The following is a 21,283-nucleotide window of genomic DNA, read 5'->3' as shown; positions in this document are numbered from 1 at the left end:
AATCATGAGATATATCCCTTACGTTTCCGATATAATGACCAAGAACATCATTGCACTTAACAGAGATGATGATCTGGAGACTGCCGAAATGCTTTTTAAAAGGAATAAGATTAGACATATTCCTGTTGTTCAAGAAGAAGTAATTATTGGAATGCTAAGCTACACTGATCTATTAAGAATCAGTTTTGCAGATGCTGTATATGAGTCCGATGAAGAGGTAGATACACTTGTATATAATATGTTTTCTATTGATCAGGTCATGGTAAAAAATGTAGTTACTGTTCCTTCAACAGCGACAATAAAAGAGGTTGCTAAAATATTCTCAGAAAATGAATTTCATGCATTACCTGTAGTGGATGATGGTTGTTTGGTTGGAATAATAACAACCACAGATTTAATACATTTTTTAATGAAACAGTTGTAATAAAAAAGCGCCTAAGGCGCTTTTTTTAGTTAGATAGTGCTTTCAAACGTTGAATTGTTCCGATTGGATTTTCGCTTTTAAAAATATGACTTCCAGCAACGAAAGTGTCCGCTCCAGCTTCGACTAGTTTTTGAATGTTTTGATCGGTTACGCCACCATCTATTTCAATACGTGTGTCGAGTCCTTGATCATCTATCATTTTTCTTAATTTACTCACGCGTTGATAGGTCACCTCTTCAAACTTTTGTCCTCCAAATCCTGGGTTAATAGACATTAACAATATCATGTAGCATTCAGGTAAAATATCCTCTAATACTGAAATTGGTGTCGTGATGTTTAACACAATTCCTGCCTTGCAACCAGCATCTTTAATTTGCCTCAAGGTTCGGTGAAGATGAACTGTAGATTCATAGTGCACGGTAATTATATCCGCACCAACTCTAGCAAATTCCTCAATATATCGTTCAGGTTTTTCTATCATTAAATGAACGTCAAGAGGTTTCTTGGCATGCTTTTTAATTGCTTCAATAACTGGCATTCCATAGGAAATATTTGGTACAAAATGACCATCCATAACATCAATGTGAAACCAATCGGCTTCACTTTGGTTTACCATCTCAGTGTCTCTTTGAAGATTACCAAAATCTGCGGCCAGCATTGAAGGGGCGATAAGGCATTTACTCATCAGCTTTGTTTTAAAAAGTTAATTGTTAGTTCCATTAGACCGTCAGCGGTCGTGAAGTCCGCATTCTTAATCCAATTAAAATGCAAATATAGCTTTTTAGTATTGCTCTACTTTTGAAAGAAGTGTTTATTTCTAATTATGAGTATACCTGTAACTCTTCGTGTTCTATTATTGCGATTAATAGTAAGGATCATATCATCAATCATAAGTCGAGTAAGGCCCTTAGAAAAACTACTTATATAAAAGATAGCTTTCATTTATATATGGGAATACAATAAGTAACATATAAAAAAAGTGAACCCACGGTAATCAGCCGTGGGTTCTTTCATCAATCAAAAAACGAACAGTTATGTTTTGTAACTGTTGTTACCTTTATTAGGTTGGTCGTTAAATATACGAAATACTAACCTAAATATGTCTTTAATATTTTACTTCTCGACGTATGTTTTAGTCTTCTAATCGCTTTTTCTTTAATTTGTCTTACGCGCTCACGTGTTAAATCGAATGTTTCACCTATTTCTTCAAGGGTCATTGGATGTTGATTCCCTAGTCCAAAATATAATCTAATGACATCTGCCTCACGTGGTGTTAGTGTTTCTAAGGCACGCTCAATCTCTGTTCTTAAAGATTCATGTAGAAGTTCTTTATCAGGATTTGGAGATTCTCCACTGCGTAATACATCGTATAAGTTTGAATCCTCACCTTCTACAAGAGGAGCATCCATAGATACATGGCGACCTGAATTTTTCATAGACTCTTTAACATCGTTAATAGTCATGTCTAATTCTTTGGCAATTTCCTCTGCCGATGGTGGACGCTCATGACTTTGCTCAAGAAAAGCAAAAGTCTTATTGATTTTATTGATAGAACCAATTTTATTTAATGGTAATCTTACGATTCTAGATTGCTCTGCTAATGCCTGTAAAATAGATTGTCTAATCCACCAAACTGCATAAGAGATAAATTTAAAACCACGAGTTTCATCAAAACGCTGTGCAGCTTTTATTAATCCTAAATTACCTTCGTTAATTAAATCTGGTAAAGTAAGACCTTGATTTTGATATTGCTTTGCAACAGAAACAACGAAACGTAAATTAGCTTTAGTCAACTTTTCTAAAGCGATTTGGTCACCAGCTTTAATACGCTGTGCTAATTCTACTTCTTCATCAGCAGTAATCAAATCTACCTTTCCTATTTCTTGAAGATATTTATCTAATGATGCGGTTTCCCTGTTGGTAACCTGCTTAGTAATTTTAAGTTGTCTCATTTAATTTTCAGATTTGTGCATTCAGCAACTTAGTGTTGCTTTTTATTATACGTAACAAGTTGAAGAAATGTTACAAAAATGAAATAAAAATTTAGTTTTATTTCATTTAAGTGTTATAACATTAGTTCTAATAGATAGTGGATCAATAAAAAAGCCCATCAAAAATTGATAGGCTTTTTTATTTATTGAGATACAAAAAGTATTAATCCTCTTTATTATCTTCTCTTGGCTTTCTATCGTCTCTGCGGTTATCTCTATTGCGATTGTCGCGACCACGATTGTTTCTATTGTCTCTACCACGATTATTATTATCGCGCTTTGGACGTGGTTGCCATCCTTCTGGTTTTGGAAGTATAGCTTTTCTAGAAACCTTTTCTTTACGTGTCTTAGGATCTGTACCAAAATACTTCACATCAAATACGTCACCCATATTTACAACATCCGAAACATTTTCAGTGCGTTCCCAAGCAAGCTCGCTTACATGCAATAAAACTTCATTTCCTGGAGCTTCTGTATATTCTACAACTGCTCCAAAGTCTAACATTTTTATCACTTTTACTTCGTAAACGCTTCCTACTTCTGGTTTAAACATTAAGGCTTCAATTGTTGCAATAACCTTATCGATACCTTCTTGATCAGTACCAAGAATTTCAACAATACCTTCTTCAGTTACAGGATCTTCATTGATTACAATTGTTGTATTTGTATCTTTCTGTAATTCTTGAATCACCTTACCACCAGAACCGATAACAGCACCGATATATTCTCCAGGGATAACCTTAGTAATAATTTTTGGAGCATGTGCTTTTACTTCGGTATTTGGTGCAGTAATAGTATCTGTTAATTTTTCTAGAATATGAAGACGACCTTCTCTTGCTTGCATTAAAGCTTTGACAAGAATTTCATAAGAAAGTCCCTTAATCTTAATATCCATTTGTGTTGCTGTAATACCGTCAGCAGTACCAGTAACTTTAAAGTCCATATCGCCTAAGTGATCTTCGTCACCAAGAATATCTGATAATACAGCGTATTTATCACCATCAGAAATAAGACCCATAGCAATACCAGAAACAGGTTTCTTTAATTGAATACCAGCATCCATCATAGCCATTGTACCAGAACATACGGTTGCCATAGAAGAAGAGCCATTAGATTCTAATACTTCAGAAACAACACGTACAGTATATGGGCAATCATCTGGCACCATACCTTTTAAGGCACGTTGTGCTAAATTACCATGACCAACTTCACGACGAGATGTACCACGTATTGGTCTGGCCTCACCAGTTGAGAAAGGAGGGAAATTATAATGTAGGTAGAAACGTTCTTCACCTTCAAAAGATGGCATATCTATAATATTTGCATCTCTACTTGTACCTAAGGTTACTGTGGCTAAAGCTTGTGTTTCACCACGTGTAAAAATAGCCGAACCATGAGTTGATGGTAAATAATCTACTTCACACCAAATTGGTCTAATTTCATCCGTTTTACGTCCGTCTAAACGAAGGCCTTCATCTAGAGTTAAGTTTCTTATAGCCTCTTTTTGAGCTTTAGCAACATATTTATGAATTAATTTTCCTAATTCATCTTGCTCTTCTTCAGAAAATGATTCGAAAACAGCTTCTTTTATTTCACTAAAAGCCGCGCCACGTTCGTGTTTTGCAGAACCTGCTTTGGCAATGGCATATGTTTTATCATAAACCATGTCATGAATTTTCTTAGCTAATTCTTCATCTTCAACTTCAGGCTCATATTCTCTAGTTTCTTTCTTTCCGAAAGCTTCAGCAAGTCTTAATTGCGCATCAATTTGAACCTTAATAGCTTCGTGTGCTGCTTTAATGGCTTCTACCATTTCTTCTTCAGAAATCTCATCCATTTCACCTTCTACCATCATAACAGAGTCGGCAGATGCACCAATCATCATATCAATGTCTGAGGCTGCTAACTGCTCAAAACTTGGATTGATAACAAATTTACCATCTACACGAGCTACTCTTACTTCAGATATTGCAGTTTCGAAAGGAATATCTGAAAGTTGAATTGCTGCAGATGCCGCTAATCCTGCCATAGCATCTGGCATAACTTCTGGATCGTGAGACATAAGTTGAATCATCACCTGTGTTTCCGCATGGTAATCTTTAGGGAATAAAGGTCGCAGGCAACGATCAACTAAGCGCATGGTTAAAACTTCACCATCACTTGGTCTTGCTTCACGTTTAAAGAATCCTCCTGGATATCTTCCTGCTGCGGCAAATTTTTCTCTATAGTCAACAGTTAATGGTAAAAAGTCAACATCAGCTTGATGATAATTAGATACCACAGTACATAATAGCATACATTTTCCTGACTGCACCACAACACTACCGTGTGCTTGCTTAGCCAGTTTTCCGGTTTCGATAGATATTTCTCTACCATCACCAAGGTCTATGACCTCTTTGTAAGTTTTTGGAATCATAAAATTTTTAATAATTGTGTTATTGAAACGTTTCAATAATCACTTTGTTAAACAATGGTCGTTGTGTTGTTGTGTAGTTGTTGTTATGACCAATGAAAAACTATGAGTAGCTTCTTCAATTCGCTTTTTAAACTCTTACGAATGAGTGATAAAGTTAAAAAAAGACCACGTCTTTAAACGTGGTCTTTGCAAAAATTATTTTCTTAATCCAAGCTCTTTAACTATAGCTCGGTATCTCAAGATATCTTTTTTAGTTAGGTAATCTAGTAGTGCACGTCTCTTTCCTACTAATTTTACCAATGAACGCTCTGTATTATAATCTTTACGATTATTTTTAAGGTGTTCAGTTAAGTGATTAATTCTGTATGTAAACAGTGCAATCTGTCCTTCTGCAGAACCGGTATCATTATTTCCTTTACCGTGTTTAGCGAAGATTTCTTCTTTTTTTTCTTTTGTAAGATACATTCTAATATTATTGTAAATGATTGTTATGTATTATGAAAGACTTTCTTTCAGCGTGCAAATATAGCGCTTTTTTGCAATTTATAGATTTTTCAACAACTTTTCTTTTGATTATTAAATACTTAGCTATCAATATTTTAATAGTGCGACTCAGTTTTAAATTTTAATACAGGTTAGATTTCCTTAAAGGAAGTCACTTAGACTGCAGAATAATTTTTATGGAATTAAACCTTTTTCGATTGCCTAGGTCTTAACAGTATATTAACATTAAAAAAGTAATCATGAAAAAATTAAATGCAATTAAAAAAGGACTAGTTGGTTTTGTCGTTTTAGGTTTGATTCTTACTTCTTGTAATAAAGATGAAGATGCACCTGAAATTACTAATCAAGTTGAAGAAACGCAGGAAGTTCAAAAATCTGCGGAAATTGACCAAGTAGATAATATTTTGGGAGATTTGATTATTGATGCCTATGAAGGACAAGAAGTTAGCGAAACAGGAAGAGGTAACTATACTGGTGATATACCTCCATGTGTTACGATAACCGTTTTAGCTGAACAAGGTTACCGTGAAGTGACATTAGATTTTGGTACTGAAGGCTGTTTGGTTAATGGTCATATTTTAAAGGGTCAGATTATTTTTGATTATACAAGAGATCCCGAAGCACAACAAATTTCTATTAATTACAATTTGTTAGATTTTTATTTTGATGACAAAAATGTCATCGGAAGCAGATCGATACTCAAAGAATTATCGAATGAAAATGGCAATCCTCAATTTACACATTCGTTAGAGGTAACTGTGATTTGGCCAAGTGGCGTACAGGCGTCTCGTGAAGGAACTCGAATAAGAGAGTGGGTAGAAGGATTTGGTAGTGGTATTTTTAGTGATAACGTTTTTGAAATTACTGGTAATTGGACTGCTACTTTTGTAAATGGTAATACGCACACTTATGAAGTTATAACGCCATTAAGAAGAGAAGTTATCTGTACTTATTTTGTAAGTGGTTCGTTCGATGTACAACGAACAAACTTTGGAGGATTGTTTGATTACGGCAATGGAGATTGCGATAACCAGGCAACATTTACATTCAACAACGGAACCGAAATTGAAATAACTCTAAATTAGTGGTTTATTTAGGGTATATAAAGAAAAAGAGCTACATAGTTTGTAGCTCTTTTTTAATATTATTGTTTGAAAAACTTTTTTGACTGTATACCCTTATTTGAATAAATCTGTAGCAAATAAAATCCGCTCGAAAGGCTAGATACATCTATGCTTTTATTTTGAATGCCTTCAAAATTAAACTGTCTACCATTTAAATCTGAAATAATAATGTTTTCGATTTCTGAAGTTTCGTCCAAAACAATATTTAAGGTTTCCTTTACTGGGTTTGGATAAATTGATATAGTATTAGATTCTAAATTAACTTCGTCATTACCTAAAACACTTTGATCTAATGCTTCATAAAGAACAACAGTTTCATTAACTACGTTACCTAGAAAATCAATATCAATAATATTGGTCGAAGTTCTAAATACAAGGTCACCAGTTGTATCATCGTAATAGTAATAATTAGTTTGATCTACTGTTCCTATGTTGAATACGCTAGCCACTACAAGCGATATACTGAGGTCAGTTTTTAACCTTGTAACACTGCCAGAATAAGAACCTAATCCAAAATCATTTAGATTTAAAGTCCCGTAGGCATCAACGTCAGTGTCAAATGTACCCGAAAATGTACCTGCTATACCTGTTCCATTAGCCTCACCAGTGAACTCACCGCTTGTAGTATCTGAATTTGAATAATTAAAGCTTAAAGGAAAAGTACCAAGTGTTGCATTATTATCAAATATTAGTGTTAAATCTGATCCTTGTTCAGCACCTGTTAAAGAAATTTCACCAGAATTATCTCTAATAAATACCTTAGTCGCAACAGGAGGCATGGCATCTGTTGTAACGGTTAAAACTTCCGTCGTATTTAGGTAAGTTGATAATTCTAAGGCAGTTGGTGCCGCGTTAGAATCTGTATTAGTACCAACCTGTGAGAGCATGGTAAAGTTCCAGGTTAATGCAGAACCTGTTGTGCTTTGGTCAATAGGATTAGTAGAATTTACAATGGCATAACTTGTCTGAGAGTCATTTGCAAATTGACTAATAGGAGCTTGAGCATGGCCTAAATAAATGCCAGCTACTAATAAAAAAAGTAGTTTTTGTTTCATGGACTAAATATTGGTTAATTGCGAATCGCGAAATTAACCAATTTTTGAGATACAAAAAAAGACCTCAATCTGAGGTCTTTAGTTTATTAATTTCTTAATGGCTGATTTGTAATTAAATCGATGTAAAGATTAATTTTTCTCTTAAGATCTTTACGATGAGAAATAAAATCTAAGAAGCCATGTTCTAATAAAAACTCTGATGTTTGAAATCCTTCAGGTAACTCTTGACCTGTGGTGTCTCTAACAACTCTTGGTCCTGCAAACCCAATAAGCGCTCCAGGCTCAGAAATATTAATATCACCTAACATCGCAAATGAAGCAGTAGTTCCACCAGTAGTAGGATCTGTACATAAAGAGATATACGGAATTTTTGCATCTGCCAACTGCGCAAGTTTAGCAGAAGTTTTAGCTAACTGCATTAATGAATAAGCCGCTTCCATCATACGTGCACCACCAGATTTAGAAATAATCATAAATGGGAGTTTTTTCTTTAAAGCGTAATCTGCTGCTCTAGCAATTTTTTCACCTACAACACTTCCCATAGAACCACCTATGAAGGCAAAATCCATACAAGCAATGACTAAATCCTTGCCCATTGATTTACCTACTGCCGTTCTAACCGCATCCTTGAGATTGGTTTTAGCCTGTGCGGCTTTTAAACGGTCTGGATATTTTTTAGTATCGACGAATTTTAGAGGATCCTTTGAGCTAAGTCCTGCATCTAACTCTTTAAATTTGTTGTCATCAAAAAGGATTTCGAAATATTCTTTACTTCCAATTCTTACATGGTATCCATCTTCTGGGCTCACATAAAAATTTTGTTCAAGTTCTTTGGTGTCTATTATTTTACCAGTTGGCGACTTATACCATAAGCCTTTAGGTGTGTCTTTTTTTTCTTCAGTTGAGGTCTGAATACCTTTGTCTTTTCTTTTGAACCAAGCTGTCATATAAAATTATATTTTTTGGATTCAAGATTAAGCGTTTAAATCTTAATCAAAGTTCTAGTTAGTTATTCTGCAAATGTATGATTTATAAAATTACTACATTCCAATTTATCTTCAAAAATTGGTAATTACAACAATTCAAAATGTAGTAAATGAAAACCCACTAAAAACAAATCATTTAGTGGGTTCTATAAATTGTTAGCAATGAGATTTTTACAATGTATCTACATTATTTAAATCTTCAAACGCTTTCTTTAATCTTTCTACGAAAGACAATTCTCCTTTGCGTAACCAAACGCGTGGATCGTAGTATTTTTTGTTTGGTGAGTCTGGACCATCTGGACTACCAATCTGCGTTTGTAAATAGTCCTTTTTCTCATCGATGTAATCTCTTACACCACTTAAGAAAGCCCATTGCATATCGGTATCGATATTCATTTTAATAACACCATATCCAATAGCTTCTCTAATTTCTTCTACTGTTGAACCAGATCCTCCGTGGAAAACAAAATCAATATGATTATGTTCTACATTGTATTTTTCTGAAACATACTCCTGAGAGTTCTTTAAGATTTTCGGAGTCAATTTTACATTCCCAGGTTTATATACACCATGTACATTTCCAAAAGCAGCAGCGACGGTAAATTGGTCACTTACTTTCATTAATTCCTCATATGCATATGCTACCTCTTCTGGCTGAGTATATAATTTAGATTCGTCTACATCACTATTATCTACACCATCTTCTTCACCACCTGTAATACCTAGTTCGATCTCCAATGTCATACCCATTTTGCTCATGCGCTCAAGGTAGGTTTTACAAATCTCAATATTCTCTTCAAGAGGCTCTTCAGAAAGATCGATCATATGTGAACTAAACAGTGATTTTCCTGTTTCTTTAAAGTGTTGTTCACTTGCATCTAATAATCCATCAATCCAAGGCAATAATTTTTTTGCACAGTGGTCCGTATGTAATATTACAGGAACTCCGTAAGCTTCCGCCATTTGATGTACGTGCTTTGCACCTGCAATAGAACCAGCGATTGCTGCTTTCTGATCTTCGTTGCTTAATCCTTTACCTGCATTAAATTGTGCACCTCCATTGGAAAATTGAATGATAACAGGAGCATTAAGTTCTTTAGCGGTTTCTAAAACACCATTAATTGAGTTTGAACCTATAACATTTACTGCTGGTAAGGCAAACCCCTTTTCTTTCGCTAAATTGAATATTTCCTGAACTTCTCTACCTGTTGCTACACCAGGTTTGATATTGTGACTCATAGTATTATGATTGAAAATTTAGAGTTCAAAAATACATAATTTTAAAAATTATTGTGTCTGAAATGGAAGATAAATGAAGAATAAAAAACGAAAACGATGTCGAAGAATGAGCTTGTCCTAAAATGGATAATTGATACCAATATTATAGACGGCATTTCTAAAATTATAGTCTCTAAACCATCTATTATCTAAATCTTGTGCAGGATCATAAGTTTTAAATCCAACATCAAATCTCAGTACAAAGAAGTCGAAATCATAGCGCAATCCAAAACCTGAACCAACAGCAATATCTTGTAAAGACTTAAATCCTGTAAATGTTGCGTCTTCATCTTCAACATTGTCCAAAACATTCCAGATATTACCAACGTCTACAAATAAAGCACCTCTTAAATCACCAAATAAACCAAATCGCTGTTCTGCACTAATGTGTATTTTAAAATTGGCCTCATTAAATTCATTGGTATTGTTTGAGCGACCAGGCCCTAAATTATATGCCGTCCATGCACGGTTGTCATTTGGTCCACCTCCAAAGAAACTCTCAGCAAAAGGAATACTATTAGAATTACCATATGGTATGGCAATACCAGCATAACTTCTAAAAGCAAAGATGTTATTACGTCCAAAGTCGAAATACTTTACATAGTCTATCTCGGTTTTGAAATATTGTGAAAAGGCCACACCAAATACTTCATAGTTGCCGTTTTCGTTTTTTGTACTCCCAAAGAGTTCCGAGAAATTAGAAAGTAAATTTCCTGCTAGCTCCACACGCCACTTAAATATAGAGAAATCATTGTCAAAAATATTTTGGCGCTTGTCTTTTTTGTAATCAAAACTCGATGAAAAGATGAGGTTGTTTTCTGTTAATCTGTCCTTACGCTCATCTATATTGCTTACTGAAATATAATCTTCATCTTGAGGTGTTAATGATGTGTTTTCATTGAGGACATCATCAATAAATACATCTGCAGGTCCAAAGTTATTTGCAGGATTTTCTAATGATTCGTTTTGTCCTATATATCCAATATCGCGAGCGATATTATCGAGTCTATTAAAGGAGTTACTATATACACCAAAATAGTTGTCTGTATTTAGATTTTTAACAAATTGAACATTAAATAACTCAACTGAATTTGTCACTGTGTTTTTTGGAGACCAGTTATATGCTACAATCCCAGCAAAGGTCTGTTTATCTAGACCAATATTTTGTTGGCTTGTGGTAGATAAGTTAATTACCGTATTTGGCGACATGTACTTCGGTATTATTTTATCTGTATTAAAAGGTGTAAATAGCCTAGGTAGTGTCAGCCTTATGTTACCACCAAATTCATTGATATCAAAAAATGCCGAAGCGTCATCAGATCTGTCTTTAGATGCACCAATGGCCGCAATTCCTGTAACTTCTAATGTTTCTGCACCTCGGAATATATTTCTAATTTTCAGTCCTGTACTGAAGGAAAAACCAATTGTCTGAATGTTACTTTGATTAATTTCTGGATCGAAACTAAGTGTATATTTCTTTCTAGGTTCGAGATAGATATTTGCAGTTAAGGTAGTGTCTTCCTCATTTTCTACATAGTCTATACTTGGATACCTAAACATTTGTAAATCGTTGAGATATCGAGATGTTCGACTCCTTGCTAGGTCACTGTAGATATCTCCTTTTTGAATAAAAACAGCATCTGTTAAGGCCTTAGGTCTAAACTTTAGTTTATTCTTGCTGTATAGCGTATAATCACCGTAATGTGTCGTATCTGAAATTGCTTTGAATCTATTGTCAAAATTGTCATCGGTAAAAATGTTAATCTCTTTTATTTTGTAAACCTTAAATGGTCTAGTGATTGTTGAATCTTCGCCTCTAATTGCTCTATCGGCAATGATAAGCTCGGTATTTACCTTATGATTAGTACCAATAGTATCAATGACCATTCTAATATAGTCTTGTCCAAAATAATAGAAACCAGAATTTCTCAAGTATGCATTAATGCGCTCCCTTTCACGGTCATAATTGTCTTCATCAAATTGATCTCCCTTTTTAAGTAATGAGGACTTACTGAATTCAGAATATAAACTGTCAATTGCAGGACTGCTTATCATCGGTTTTATTGAATCTAAAATATAAGGCTGATTCTTAGTTATCTTGTAGGATACTTTTGCACGTTTATTGCTGTCTTTTTCTACTTCAAAGTCAACAGTATTGTTAAACCAACCACGCTTTGCATAATACTTATTGAGATTAGATGCTGTTTTTTGTGTTTTAGCATCATTATAAATCACAGGTGCTTCACCAGTGCGTTTTAACCAACTATTAAAACTCCGTTTAGAATCGATAAAGCGATCAAATTGTTTTTTGGATAAGAGATTTGTTTTACGTTTTACTTTAGTTGGCTTACTTAATATTCTAGCATCGATTATAGAGTCAATATTGGGTCTTGCAAGATTGTATAAGTGTAACTTAAGTGGTGCTCTAATGATGCCTTGCATGCCAGAATTAACCTTCTGTATTATGATATTATTTACACGTTCTTGCTTATTTACTTTCCCATCTTCGAGGATAATATTTTCAGTAATAAGATGTTCGCCAGATTTTACACGTTTAACAATGTTGCAAGAACTTACTTGTATTAGAAGAAGTATAAGGACTATGGCACGAGGGATAGTTCCACAAAAAAATTTCCTAAAAGCAAGATAAATTGCTAGTCTCAAAAGTCTTATACATTAATTAGATATGATCCTTACTGAACAAAAATTAGTCCAAAAAAGATTTACTTTGTACTTTATCAAACAAATGTAAATACATTTTAATGGTTACAAAGCATCAAATAAAGTTAATTAAAAGTTTAGGTCAAAAAAAGTACAGACACCAAGAAGGTTTGTTTGTGGTTGAGGGAATAAAAGGTATAGCAGAATTTTTAAACTCTCCAATTGAACTAAACCATCTTTTTACTACAGAAGCATTGTTTGATGTTGAAGATGAGAATTATTCAATAATTTCAGATAAAGACTTAAATCGGATTTCATTTCTAAAAAATCCTAATAAAGCGTTAGCAATATTTAAGATTCCTGCCACGCTGAAAATAAATAAATCTGGGTTGTCTGTAGTATTAGATGATATTAGGGATCCTGGAAATCTAGGAACCATCATTAGACTTTGTGATTGGTTTGATATAAAACAGATTATTTGTAGTCCTAATTCTGTAGATTGCTATAACCCTAAAGTTGTGCAGGCCTCAATGGGATCTTTAGCACGTATCAAAATTGATTATAAGGACTTATTAGATTTTATAAAAAGTTCTGATTTACCAGTCTATGGCACTTTTATGAGCGGTGATAATATATACGCTTCAGATTTATCTGAGGAAGGATTAATCATTTTTGGTAATGAAGCTAATGGCATTTCTCAGGGCATTTCAGCATTAGTAGATAAGAAAATTACGATTCCTCAGTTTGGTGACCTTAAAAATACAGAAAGTCTCAATGTGGCTAATGCAACTGCAATTGTATTAAGTGAGTTTTGTCGTAAGACTATTGAAAAGTAAAATTGATAAATACACCTCGAGTCTGCATTTTCGCGATATTACCAGTCCATGGACTATTAGGGTCTGAGTCTCTAACCACTTCATCATTAATTGCAAATATTCCTCTTATAGAGGGTGTAAATTTGAAGTATAAAAGATACAAGTCGATACCGAATCCAATTTCATAGAAATAGGTGCCTTTTTTCATTCTAAATTGACCTGCGCTATTATCGTCTGGATTTTCTTGGTTACTGGAGAGGTTAAGTGCAGTAGATATACCGCCTACGATGAAAGGCTTAAAATTATTTATTCTTTTTGTTGAAATCTTAAGCAGTAATGGAAGGTGCACATAGGTAGATTTTACTTCTCTGAGTAAATCAGCATCGCTTACCATGGCGCCATTGAAGTAACTTTCATCATAGCGCAAATTTCTAGTGGTAAAAAATACACCAGGTTCCAACCTTAAATTCATGTAGTCGTTAATTCGTAAGTCTCCAATTAAACCTAAGTGAAATCCAAACGATTTGTCTACTAAAATATCTTCGAGGTCTTGGTTGTATTCAAATTTGAAATCATACTGATTGAATCCGAGAAAATAGCCCCAAGTCAACAGCTTTTGATCAATGTTATCAATATTGTTTGATACTTTTTCTTTAGTAAATAACTGAGCATTAGCAACTTGAGCTACTAAAAGTAAGGTTAAAAATATTACGAATTTTTTCATTCTATGCTTTGGATGCAGTATAAATGGTGGCTACACCCATTGTTTGGGGTTTATCTACGACATTAATAAACCCAATTTTTCTTAAAATATTGTTTAGCTCCTCACCATAAGGAAATACAGATGCCGATTCACTTAAATATTTATATGCGACACGGTCCTTAGAAAATAATTTCCCAATGGTTGGCAAAATATATTTAGAATAAGTATTGTAACCAAATTTGTAGATAGGATTTGTTGGTACTGAAGTTTCTAAAATTACAAAAATACCATCTGGCTTTAGTACTCTTAAAATCTCAGCAAGACCCTTTTCTAAATTTTCAAAGTTTCTCACTCCAAATGCAACGGTAATAGCGTCAAACGTGTTGTCCTCAAATGGTAAATCTTCAGAATCGCCGATAATCATAGAAATGACACCATCTAGTTTTTTATTGGTAATTTTTTTTCTACCAACTTCTAACATGCCATCACTAATATCTAATCCAATTATTTCCGTAGCACTAGTTTTAGCAAGATTAATTGCTAGATCACCTGTGCCTGTAGCAATATCAAGAATATTTTTAGGATTGGTCTCAGAAACTAGCTTAACCACCTTGTTTCGCCATTTTACATCAATGCCAAATGAAATAACTCTATTTAAGTCGTCATATTCTCCCGAAATGGTGTCAAACATCTGAGTAACCTGACTCTTTTTGGAGGCTTCACTATCCTTATATGGTTTCACTTTTTCTGCCATGAAAAAATTTTTGCAAATATAAGGTATTATGAGAGTTCTTAATAATTTCCGATTCTTATTATATCATTTTTAAAATTGATGCTCACATCAAATTATATGTATATTTGTAGGCCTATTTGAACTAAATTAGATGAAAATAATTATCGCAGGTGCTGGAGAGGTAGGATTTCATTTAGCTAAATTATTATCCTACGAGTCGCAAGAGATAACACTTATTGATACTAGAAAAGATAGCCTCGCCTATGCTGGTGAGCATTTAGATATTAAGACCATTAAAGGTGATGCGACTTCTATTTCAATCCTGAGAGAAGCGCGTATTGAAAATACAGCTTTATTTATTGCAGTAACGTCTTCTGAAACTACAAATATTACAGCGTCAGTTTTAGCAAAACAATTAGGTGCCGAGCGAACCATAGCCCGAATTTCTAATACTGAATTTATTGATGACAAGGAGACCATAGGTTTCTCTAAGTTCGGAATAGATGAGTTAATTTCTCCCGAATCATTAGCGGCATCAGAAATAGAATTACTCTTGAATCAATATGGATTTAATGATACTTATGAGTTTGAAGAAGGTGCGTTAACCATGTTGAGTTTAAGACTTTCTAGAACTGCAACTTTTATTGATAAAACTGTAAAACAGGCAGCGGAATTATATTCTGAACTACATTTTATTCCAATAGCCATTCAGCGATTTGGTACCCAATATACTATCATACCAAGAGGAGATACCCAATTTAAAGAAGGGGATACAGTGGTATTTATGACTTCTAAAGGTGGTGATGAGGAACTTTTTGAACTTTCAGGGAAAGTTAAGGTTGGAATCAAAAATGTTATGATACTTGGAGGAAGTAAAATAGGATTTAAAACTGCCAGAGATCTTTGTGCTAGCAAGTTTAATGTAAAACTTATAGAAAGCAAAAAGTCTGTTGCTGAGGATTTAGCGGATCGCTTACCAAATGCATTAGTAATTTATGGTGACGGCAGAAATGTTGATATTTTACAAGAAGAGAGTATCTCAGAAATGGACGCATTTATTTCAGTTACAGGTAATTCTGAAACTAATATAATGTCCTGTTTGTTGGCAAAGTCTAAGGGTGTAAAAAAGACCATAGCCTTGGTTGAAAATATGGACTATTATCAATTGTCCCAATCGATTGGGATAGATACTTTGATCAATAAAAAATTACTTGCAGCAAATAATATTTTTAGATACATCAGAAAAGGGGAGGTTGTTGCCATGACCAAACTTACCAATATGAATGCTGAACTTTTAGAGTTTGTTGTAAAACCAGAATCTAAAATCACCAATAAACAAATAAAAGATCTTCAGTTTCCACGTTCTGCAATTTTTGGAGGAGTTATTAGAAATGGAGAAGGTTTAATACCTTTGGGTAGCTTTACTATAGAATCTGGTGATAGGGTAGTAGTATGTTGCCTACCACGCTCAATATCTGAAGTTGAAGCGTTTTTCTCTTAAATATGTCGAGACTGCATTTAAATTATAAAATCATCTTCCATTTTTTTGGACTGCTGTTGCTTTTTAATGGTGGGTTTATGATGATAGCCACGTTAATTAGTCTCATATATAAAGATGGTGTCACATTACAGTTGTTTTTAGCAGGTTTAGTGACCCTTCTCATAGGTACTTTTGCTATGGTAGGCACAAGGAACCATCGCAAGGAAATGAATAAACGCGAAGGTTATATTGTGGTGGCTTTTGGTTGGATTGTGATGTCCCTTACAGGAACTTTACCATATCTCGTAACAGAAGCTATTCCAACATTTACTGATGCCTTTTTTGAAACGATGTCTGGTTATACCACAACAGGTGCCAGTATATTAAATGATATAGAGGTTTTACCCGAAGGTGTACTTTTTTGGCGTAGTACAACACACTGGATTGGTGGTATGGGTATTATTGTATTGGCTATTGCTATTTTACCATTGCTTGGAGTGGGTGGAATGCAGCTTTTTGCCGCCGAAGCTCCAGGTCCTGGTGGTGATAAGCTTCATCCTAGGATAACGGATACAGCAAAGCGTCTTTGGCTAATTTACGTGGGTTATACTGCAGCTGAAACGATATTGTTACAGATTGCAGGAATGTCTTTTTTCGACGCCATTAATCATGCTTTAAGTACGCTCTCAACGGGAGGTTTTTCAACTAAAAACGCTAGTATTGCCCACTGGAATGACAATCCAGCAATACAATACATAATTATATTCTTCATGTTCCTTGCGGGAACCAATTTTGTTTTGAGCTATTATTTATTCAAGGGCAAAGTATCAAAGATTACTAAGGATGATGAATTTAAGCTTTACTTCAGATTCATTTTATGTTTCACCATCGTTGCAGCCTTACTAATTTACTTTAGAGCTAATGTCTCAGAGTCTTCAGTAGCGCATCCTATGGTGCTTGGGGAAGGTGAAAGTGCCATTAGACATGGTTTATTTCAGGTGTTAGCTATTGTGACTACAACAGGATTTGTAACAGCCGACTATACAATGTGGACACCTTTTTTAACCGTGTTTTTCTTTGGACTTATGTTTCTAGGTGGGTCTGCAGGTAGTACGTCGGGTGGTGTTAAAGTTGTAAGGCATCTCATTTTAATAAAGAATGGCTTTTTAGAGTTTAAGAGGGCTTTGCACCCCAATGCTATTTTACCAGTGCGTTACAATAAAAAATCAATTTCAGGCGAAATTGTATTTAATATACTAGGGTTCTTTATCCTCTATATGCTTTCCTTTATTATTGGTGCAGCAATTTTTTCAATGTTTCAGATGGACTTTGAATCTGCAATTGGCCTTTCAGCATCAAGTTTAGGAAATGTTGGTCCGGCGCTTGGGGATTTTGGTCCAGTTAATAATTATGCTGTATTACCAGCTTTAGGAAAATGGTGGGCTTCATTTTTAATGTTGTTAGGGCGTTTGGAACTCTTCACAATTTTGATCCTATTAACACCATTTTTCTGGCGAAATCGATAGGTTTTTCAAAAAAATTTAAAAATTTATAAAATATAGCTAGCCTATAATTTTACTGATATTTTTTGAGATTGATGTTCCTAAGTTTTTCTATAGTTGGACTTAAGGCTGTAACATTTTTTTTAAATGTCCGTCTTATTCATGTAACCAATTAAAATCATCAGTCATGGAATTATTATTAAACCAAGAATTAGAAACAGTACCAGAACCCATTGAAGTAAGACATTTTACAAATCATGGAATTCTAAATTCAAACTATAAATCATTAGTGCGAGAAAATTTTAGTGCATCGACTTCAAAGTCAATTTTTGGAATTAGACGACGTCTTAGAGCTTCTCAATTAAATATGGTTAATCATACCGAAGCTATTTTGAAAGTTACATTTTTTGCCATATTGCTCATTGCAATATTCTAAATCGATATACTAGATCAATCTTTAAATAAAAAAGCTATAACCTACTTTTGGTTATAGCTTTTCTAATAAAAAAAGGCGATTGATGAAACGATATGTTAGCTTAACGCTTCTTCTATACGTTTAATTGCCTCTTTTATATTTTCTTCTGATGCGGCATAAGAAATTCTTATACAGTTTGGATTACCAAATGCTTCTCCTGTAACCGTCGCAACAAGGGCTTCTTGCAGTAAAAACATGGACATATCAGTAGCATTGTTTATAGTAGTACCTTTTACTGTTTTACCAAAATATGCTGAGACATCGGGAAAAACATAAAATGCACCTTCAGGTTCATTCGTTTTAAAACCTTCAATGTTATTAAGTAGTCCTAAAATAAGTTTACGACGTTCTTTAAACTTTTCAACCATATATGAAATACGCGATGGATCTGCCTCTAAGGCTGAAATAACTGCGCGTTGCGCAATACAATTAGCACCACTTGTAACTTGCCCCTGCATCTTATTACATGCTCTAGCAATCCAATCTGGAGCACCAATATAACCAATCCTCCAACCGGTCATTGCGAAAGCCTTCGATACACCATTTACAGTAATTGTTCTATCATACATATCACTAAAATTTGCCATACTAAAGTGGCCACCTTTAAAATTGATATGTTCATATATTTCATCAGATACAACATAAATATGAGGGTGTTTTTGGAGTACATCAGCTAATGATCGTAGCTCTTCCTCACTGTAGACCGATCCGCTTGGGTTGCAGGGTGAACTATACCAAATCATTTTTGTTTTTGGTGTAATAGCTTCCTCTAATTGAGTAGCGGTCATTTTAAAATCTGTATCTATCGATGTTTTTACCTCGACCGGTACACCTCCATTTAGTTTTACAATATCGCTATAGCTGACCCAGTAAGGACAAGGAAGAATTACTTCATCACCCTCATTGATTAACACTGCAGCAACATTAGATAGCGATTGTTTTGCACCTGTGGATACAACTATTTGAGCAGGGTTATAAACAAGATTATTATCGCGTTTAAACTTCGTAATAATAGCATCTTTTAAATCACCATAGCCATCAACAGGTGTGTAACTGTTGTAGTCATCATTAATAGCTTTAATGGCGGCATCCTTAATGAAATCTGGTGTATTAAAATCTGGTTCTCCTAAACTTAGTCCAATAATGTCTTTTCCCTCGGCTCTTAACTCTCTAGCTTTAGCTGCCATAGCAAGGGTAGCTGATGTCGATAGATTATTAATTCTATCTGAAAGTTGGTTCATGATATTGTAATAGAATTATGATTGTAAAGCAGGTTGCATTCCCATTTCTTTTAGGAATCTAAAGTGGGCTGCAATTGCTTTTCTTGTAGTTTTATACTCTTTATATGGTAAATTAAATTCCTTGGCAGTATCCTTCACAATCTTAGCAATTTTGCCATAATGAATATGACTTATATGCGGGAAGATATGATGTTCTACTTGATGGTTAAGACCACCAGTATACCAATTAATTAACCAATTTTTAGCACCGAAATTTACAGTAGTTTTAAGCTGATGAATGGCCCAAGTATTTTTCATTGTGCCATCTTTTTCTGGTACAGGCATTTCAGCTTCATCCATTACGTGTGCTAATTGAAATACCACACTCAAAATAAGTCCTGCTACATAATGCATAATAAAGAAGCCTATTAAAACTTCATACCATGCTAAATCAGTAACAGCTATCGGGATGACAATCCACATACTTATGTAAATAAGTTTTGAAACTACTAGTTTACTCCAGTTGGCTACAGGATTTGGAAATTTCCCATATGACAATTTTCGCTTCATGTAACGATACATTTGTTGAAAATCTGTTGTAATTGCCCAGTTTATGGTCAATAAACCATAAAGGAAAATACTATAGTAATGCTGAAATTTATGATGCTTACGCCATTTTGTATGTTTTGAGAAACGTAAAATTCTACCCGCTTCTAAGTCTTCATCATGCCCATGAATATTAGTGTAGGTATGGTGCAATACGTTGTGTTGTACTTTCCAGTTATAGACATTTCCAGCGAGAATATAAATACTACTTCCCATTAGTCTATTAATCCACTCTTTATTTGAAAAAGAACCATGATTACCATCGTGCATCACATTCATTCCAACACCTGCCATACCAATACCCATTATTACAGTGAGTAAAATTTGTGCCCAAGTTGGAATGTCTAAGGTTAATAATAAAAAGTAAGGAGTTAAGAACATAGCAAACATAATTATGGTTTTTACCCATAGTTGCCAGTTGCCTGTTCTTCTAATATTGTTTTCCTTAAAATAATTATTGACGCGTTTGTTAAGGGTTCTAAAAAATTTAGCTGAATCTGCTCTAGAAAAAGATAAAGTTTGTTGTGCCATATAATCGTTAGTTTTCGTTATAACGCAAGGGATTAAATTACATTGTAACAGGTCAAAGATAATTAATTAATAAATCGAAACATTAACCTATTACGTTAATTTTTGAAAAACAAATTAACGTATTTTTGCCAAAAAGGAAGTAGGTGGATTTAATACAGAAATATTTCCCAGAATTAAGTGAAAAACAACTACGGCAATTTGAAGCTCTTGGACCATTGTACCAAGAATGGAATGCTAAAATAAATGTGATTTCACGAAAAGATATTGAGGAACTCTATCTAAGGCATGTTTTACATTCTTTAGGAATTGCTAAGGTCATTAATTTTGCGGACGACACCTCAATTTTAGATGTAGGTACAGGTGGTGGGTTTCCTGGCGTACCGTTGGCTATTTTATTCCCAAATTGTCAATTTCATCTTGTTGATAGTATTAACAAAAAACTTAAAGTAATTAATGCTGTCAGTGAAGAGATAGGATTAAATAATGTGAGGACGACCCATACTAGAGTCGAAGTTATTGACGAGAAATATGATTTTATTGTTAGCAGAGCAGTTACCGCAATGCCACAGTTTAAAAAATGGGTTAATGGTAAGACCAAAAAGAAGCAAAGTAATACTCTTAAGAATGGTATTCTTTACCTTAAGGGTGGCAACTTAACGGATGAACTAAAAGATTTTAAATCAGTTAAAGCCTACTTACTGTCAGATTATTTTGATGAACCTTTTTTTCAAACTAAAAAAGTAATTCATCTTCCTTTGAAATACAATCCATAAAAAAAG

20 protein-coding genes are annotated in these 21,283 nt (G+C 34.2%); 7 read left to right on the top strand and 13 right to left on the bottom strand.

What is annotated here, in order from left to right; genetic code table 11:
• The first annotated feature begins 4 nt into the window (after window positions 1-4).
• Window positions 5-424, top strand: a complete 420-nt coding sequence (locus ACRHOC_RS00470) for a CBS domain-containing protein (protein WP_431156527.1) — start codon at window positions 5-7, stop codon at window positions 422-424.
• A 25-nt stretch (window positions 425-449) separates the two neighbouring features.
• On the opposite strand, the gene rpe is transcribed toward ACRHOC_RS00470, so the two are convergent.
• The 5 genes from rpe to rpsO all read right to left on the bottom strand — a co-directional run bounded on the left by rpe (window position 450) and on the right by rpsO (window position 5,296).
• Window positions 450-1,109, bottom strand: a complete 660-nt coding sequence (gene rpe / locus ACRHOC_RS00465) for a ribulose-phosphate 3-epimerase (protein WP_431156526.1) — start codon at window positions 1,107-1,109, stop codon at window positions 450-452.
• 107 nt (window positions 1,110-1,216) lie between these two features.
• Window positions 1,217-1,366 (bottom strand): BLUF domain-containing protein, encoded by a 150-nt coding sequence (locus ACRHOC_RS00460; protein WP_431156525.1) that lies wholly within the window; start codon window positions 1,364-1,366, stop codon window positions 1,217-1,219.
• Window positions 1,367-1,512: 146 nt separating this feature from the next.
• The gene (locus ACRHOC_RS00455) at window positions 1,513-2,376 is read right to left on the bottom strand and encodes a sigma-70 family RNA polymerase sigma factor (protein ID WP_114300575.1); all 864 of its coding nucleotides are present in this window, start codon (window positions 2,374-2,376) and stop codon (window positions 1,513-1,515) included.
• A gap of 202 nt (window positions 2,377-2,578) precedes the next feature.
• Window positions 2,579-4,831 (bottom strand): polyribonucleotide nucleotidyltransferase, encoded by a 2,253-nt coding sequence (locus ACRHOC_RS00450; RefSeq protein ID WP_431156524.1) that lies wholly within the window; start codon window positions 4,829-4,831, stop codon window positions 2,579-2,581.
• A 195-nt stretch (window positions 4,832-5,026) separates the two neighbouring features.
• Window positions 5,027-5,296 (bottom strand): 30S ribosomal protein S15, encoded by a 270-nt coding sequence (gene rpsO, locus ACRHOC_RS00445; protein ID WP_431156523.1) that lies wholly within the window; start codon window positions 5,294-5,296, stop codon window positions 5,027-5,029.
• 278 nt (window positions 5,297-5,574) lie between these two features.
• Between rpsO and ACRHOC_RS00440 the strand changes: the two genes are divergently transcribed.
• Window positions 5,575-6,420 (top strand): hypothetical protein, encoded by an 846-nt coding sequence (locus ACRHOC_RS00440; protein ID WP_431156522.1) that lies wholly within the window; start codon window positions 5,575-5,577, stop codon window positions 6,418-6,420.
• Between the two features lie 59 nt (window positions 6,421-6,479).
• Here the strand turns inward: ACRHOC_RS00440 and ACRHOC_RS00435 are convergent, their stop codons facing one another.
• From ACRHOC_RS00435 to ACRHOC_RS00420, 4 genes are all read right to left on the bottom strand, one after another.
• Window positions 6,480-7,514, bottom strand: coding sequence for a T9SS type A sorting domain-containing protein (locus ACRHOC_RS00435; protein ID WP_431156521.1), 1,035 nt, complete (start codon window positions 7,512-7,514; stop codon window positions 6,480-6,482).
• Between the two features lie 86 nt (window positions 7,515-7,600).
• A complete protein-coding gene (accD, locus tag ACRHOC_RS00430; RefSeq protein WP_431156519.1) occupies window positions 7,601-8,461 on the bottom strand; it encodes an acetyl-CoA carboxylase, carboxyltransferase subunit beta in 861 nt (286 codons plus the stop codon).
• A gap of 210 nt (window positions 8,462-8,671) precedes the next feature.
• On the bottom strand, window positions 8,672-9,739 hold the full coding sequence (gene fbaA / locus ACRHOC_RS00425; RefSeq protein WP_431156518.1) for a class II fructose-bisphosphate aldolase: 1,068 nt from the start codon (window positions 9,737-9,739) through the stop codon (window positions 8,672-8,674).
• A gap of 117 nt (window positions 9,740-9,856) precedes the next feature.
• A complete protein-coding gene (locus ACRHOC_RS00420) occupies window positions 9,857-12,442 on the bottom strand; it encodes a BamA/TamA family outer membrane protein (protein WP_431156517.1) in 2,586 nt (861 codons plus the stop codon).
• 98 nt (window positions 12,443-12,540) lie between these two features.
• On the opposite strand from ACRHOC_RS00420, the gene ACRHOC_RS00415 reads away from it, so the two are divergent.
• Window positions 12,541-13,275 (top strand): TrmH family RNA methyltransferase, encoded by a 735-nt coding sequence (locus ACRHOC_RS00415; RefSeq protein WP_431156516.1) that lies wholly within the window; start codon window positions 12,541-12,543, stop codon window positions 13,273-13,275.
• On the opposite strand, the gene ACRHOC_RS00410 is transcribed toward ACRHOC_RS00415, so the two are convergent.
• Both ACRHOC_RS00410 and ubiE read right to left on the bottom strand, forming a co-directional pair.
• Window positions 13,262-13,978: a porin family protein gene (locus tag ACRHOC_RS00410; protein ID WP_431156515.1), complete on the bottom strand. Its 717-nt coding sequence runs from the start codon at window positions 13,976-13,978 to the stop codon at window positions 13,262-13,264. The two genes, ACRHOC_RS00415 and ACRHOC_RS00410, sit on opposite strands and share 14 nt — an antisense overlap.
• A 1-nt stretch (window position 13,979) precedes the next feature.
• Window positions 13,980-14,711 (bottom strand): bifunctional demethylmenaquinone methyltransferase/2-methoxy-6-polyprenyl-1,4-benzoquinol methylase UbiE, encoded by a 732-nt coding sequence (gene ubiE / locus ACRHOC_RS00405; RefSeq protein ID WP_431156514.1) that lies wholly within the window; start codon window positions 14,709-14,711, stop codon window positions 13,980-13,982.
• Between the two features lie 130 nt (window positions 14,712-14,841).
• Here ubiE and trkA point away from each other — a divergent pair, with 130 nt between their 5' ends.
• The 3 genes from trkA (at window position 14,842) to ACRHOC_RS00390 (ending at window position 18,108) form a co-directional block, all read left to right on the top strand.
• Window positions 14,842-16,191 carry a Trk system potassium transporter TrkA gene (trkA, locus tag ACRHOC_RS00400; RefSeq protein WP_431156513.1) on the top strand — a complete coding sequence of 450 codons (1,350 nt, stop codon included), beginning with the start codon at window positions 14,842-14,844 and terminating at the stop codon, window positions 16,189-16,191.
• Window positions 16,192-16,193: 2 nt separating this feature from the next.
• Entirely contained in the window at window positions 16,194-17,696 is a 1,503-nt protein-coding gene (locus ACRHOC_RS00395) for a TrkH family potassium uptake protein (protein WP_431156512.1), read from the top strand.
• Window positions 17,697-17,859: 163 nt separating this feature from the next.
• Window positions 17,860-18,108, top strand: coding sequence for a hypothetical protein (locus tag ACRHOC_RS00390; RefSeq protein ID WP_431156511.1), 249 nt, complete (start codon window positions 17,860-17,862; stop codon window positions 18,106-18,108).
• Window positions 18,109-18,203: 95 nt separating this feature from the next.
• Here ACRHOC_RS00390 and ACRHOC_RS00385 read toward each other — a convergent pair whose 3' ends face one another.
• Window positions 18,204-19,388 carry a pyridoxal phosphate-dependent aminotransferase gene (locus ACRHOC_RS00385; protein ID WP_431156510.1) on the bottom strand — a complete coding sequence of 395 codons (1,185 nt, stop codon included), beginning with the start codon at window positions 19,386-19,388 and terminating at the stop codon, window positions 18,204-18,206.
• A 15-nt stretch (window positions 19,389-19,403) separates the two neighbouring features.
• Window positions 19,404-20,504, bottom strand: a complete 1,101-nt coding sequence (locus tag ACRHOC_RS00380; RefSeq protein ID WP_431156509.1) for a fatty acid desaturase family protein — start codon at window positions 20,502-20,504, stop codon at window positions 19,404-19,406.
• Window positions 20,505-20,647: 143 nt separating this feature from the next.
• Here ACRHOC_RS00380 and rsmG point away from each other — a divergent pair, with 143 nt between their 5' ends.
• Entirely contained in the window at window positions 20,648-21,277 is a 630-nt protein-coding gene (rsmG, locus tag ACRHOC_RS00375; RefSeq protein ID WP_431156508.1) for a 16S rRNA (guanine(527)-N(7))-methyltransferase RsmG, read from the top strand.
• Window positions 21,278-21,283 lie beyond the last annotated feature (6 nt).

Origin of the sequence: Winogradskyella poriferorum (genome assembly GCF_050618035.1) — a bacterium.
In the GTDB taxonomy this organism is placed as follows: domain Bacteria; phylum Bacteroidota; class Bacteroidia; order Flavobacteriales; family Flavobacteriaceae; genus Winogradskyella; species Winogradskyella poriferorum_A.
Note: the sequence above shows the minus strand (reverse complement) of the source record. Positions and strands in the feature narration are given on the sequence as shown.